Source organism: Paenibacillus paeoniae (assembly GCF_003388735.1).
GTDB lineage: Bacteria > Bacillota > Bacilli > Paenibacillales > Paenibacillaceae > Pristimantibacillus > Pristimantibacillus paeoniae.
This window is the reverse complement of sequence record NZ_QUBQ01000012.1, coordinates 1-3,018: the sequence shown is the minus strand read 5'-3', so window position 1 is coordinate 3,018 and position 3,018 is coordinate 1. Positions and strand designations below refer to the sequence as shown.

Genomic DNA, 3,018 nt, shown 5'->3' with positions numbered 1-3,018 from the left:
CTGTGCTTCCACCCCGAACCTATCAACCTCGTCGTCTTCAAGGGGTCTTACATACTGGGAAATCTCATCTTGAGGGGGGCTTCACGCTTAGATGCTTTCAGCGCTTATCCCGTCCGTACTTGGCTACCCAGCGGTGCTCCTGGCGGAACAACTGGTACACCAGCGGTACGTCCATCCCGGTCCTCTCGTACTAAGGACAGCTCCTCTCAAATTTCCTGCGCCCGCGACAGATAGGGACCGAACTGTCTCACGACGTTCTGAACCCAGCTCGCGTACCGCTTTAATGGGCGAACAGCCCAACCCTTGGGACCTACTTCAGCCCCAGGATGCGATGAGCCGACATCGAGGTGCCAAACCTCCCCGTCGATGTGGACTCTTGGGGGAGATAAGCCTGTTATCCCCAGGGTAGCTTTTATCCGTTGAGCGATGGCCCTTCCATTCGGTACCACCGGATCACTAAGCCCGACTTTCGTCCCTGCTCGACTTGTAGGTCTCGCAGTCAAGCTCCCTTATGCCTTTGCACTCTTCGAATGATTTCCAACCATTCTGAGGGAACCTTTGGGCGCCTCCGTTACATTTTAGGAGGCGACCGCCCCAGTCAAACTGCCCGCCTGACACGGTCCCTGCACCGGTTTCACGGTGCCAGGTTAGAACTCCGATACGATCAGGGTGGTATCCCAACGGTGCCTCCACCGAAGCTGGCGCTCCGGCTTCAAAGGCTCCCACCTATCCTGTACAGATCGTACCAAAGTTCAATATCAAGCTGCAGTAAAGCTCCATGGGGTCTTTCCGTCTTGTCGCGGGTAACCTGCATCTTCACAGGTATTAAAATTTCACCGGATCTCTCGTTGAGACAGCGCCCAAGTCGTTACGCCATTCGTGCGGGTCAGAATTTACCTGACAAGGAATTTCGCTACCTTAGGACCGTTATAGTTACGGCCGCCGTTTACTGGGGCTTCGGTTCACAGCTTCGGGTTACCCCTAACCGCTCCCCTTAACCTTCCAGCACCGGGCAGGCGTCAGCCCGTATACTTCGCCTTACGGCTTCGCACAGACCTGTGTTTTTGCTAAACAGTCGCTTGGGCCTTTTCACTGCGGCCCCCTCGGGCTATTCACCCTACCGAGGCACCCCTTCTCCCGAAGTTACGGGGTCATTTTGCCGAGTTCCTTAACGAGAGTTCTTCCGCGCGCCTTAGCATGCTCTGCTCGCCTACCTGTGTCGGTTTGCGGTACGGGCACCTAGATCTAACTAGAGGCTTTTCTCGACAGCCGGAGTACATGACCTTCGCTACTGCAATTTTCGCTCCCCATCACAGCCCAGCCTAACAGTTGGCGGATTTGCCTACCAACTAGCCTCACTGCTTGGACGGACTATTCCATCAGTCCGCGTCACTGCCCTTCTGTGTCACCCCATTGCTCAAACGATCTTCGGTGGTACAGGAATTTCAACCTGTTGTCCTTCCACTACGCCTTTCGGCCTCGCGTTAGGTCCCGACTTACCCTGAGTGGACGAGCCTTCCTCAGGAACCCTTAGGCTTTCGGCGGACAAGATTCTCACTTGTCTTTTCGTTACTCATACCGGCATTCTCACTTGAATACTGTCCACCAGTCCTTACGGTCTGACTTCAACCTATATTCAACGCTCCCCTACCCAATGCAGCAAGCTGCAATGCCATAGCTTCGGTGGTGTGTTTAGCCCCGTTACATTTTCGGCGCAGAGTCACTCGACCAGTGAGCTATTACGCACTCTTTAAATGGTGGCTGCTTCTAAGCCAACATCCTGGTTGTCTGTGCAACTCCACATCCTTTCCCACTTAACACACACTTGGGGACCTTAGCTGATGATCTGGGCTGTTTCCCTCTTGACAATGGATCTTAGCACTCACTGTCTGACTCCCGGTAAGCATGTCTATGGCATTCGGAGTTTGACTAGACTTGGTAACCCTTGGCGGGCCCCGCATCCAATCAGTGCTCTACCTCCACGACACTCATATCCGAGGCTAGCCCTAAAGCTATTTCGGGGAGAACCAGCTATCTCCGAGTTCGATTGGAATTTCTCCGCTACCCCCACCTCATCCCCGCATTTTTCAACATGCGTGGGTTCGGGCCTCCAGTGCGTGTTACCGCACCTTCACCCTGGACAGGGGTAGATCACACGGTTTCGGGTCTACGACCACGTACTTAATCGCCCTATTCAGACTCGCTTTCGCTGCGGCTCCGGCTTTCCACCTTAACCTTGCACGGGATCGTAACTCGCCGGTTCATTCTACAAAAGGCACGCCATCACCCAGTAATAGGGCTCTGACTTTTTGTAAGCGCACGGTTTCAGGTTCTTTTTCACTCCGCTCCCGCGGTGCTTTTCACCTTTCCCTCACGGTACTGCTTCACTATCGGTCACCAGGGAGTATTTAGCCTTGGCAGATGGTCCTGCCGGATTCCGACGGGGTTTCACGTGTCCCGCCGTACTCAGGATACATCTCGGAGAGTGCTGACTTTTGGTTACAGGGCTTTTACCTCTTCTAGCGGGCCTTTCCAGACCTCTTCGCCTAACCAACACCTTTGTAACTCCATGTGAGATGTCCTACAACCCCAAGGAGCAAGCTCCTTGGTTTGGGCTAATCCGCGTTCGCTCGCCGCTACTGACGGAATCACTTTTGTTTTCTCTTCCTCGGGGTACTTAGATGTTTCAGTTCCCCCGGTATGCCTCTCATTGACCTATGTATTCAGTCAATAGTAACTGGGCATTACCCCAGCTGGGTTTCCCCATTCGGAAATCCCCGGATCAAAGCCTGCTTACGGCTCCCCGAGGCGGTATCGTTGTTCGCCACGTCCTTCTTCGGCTCCTGGTGCCTAGGCATCCTCCGTGCGCTCTTACTAGCTTAACCTAGTTATCGCTCAGCGAATTGCTTCAGCTGGCGGTCGATGGTACGACTGAATGAATTCAGTGTACATCTATTTAAAACAGCTAAAGGATGTTTCAGCAGAAGATTCTCTTCTTGTCCGAAGACAAGGTTCAAA

Annotated in this window: 1 rRNA gene; it reads right to left on the bottom strand. The window is 53.6% G+C overall.

Annotated elements, in window-relative coordinates:
• A 23S ribosomal RNA gene (locus DX130_RS26100) occupies window positions 1-2,885 on the bottom strand; the annotation flags it as partial.
• Window positions 2,886-3,018 lie beyond the last annotated feature (133 nt).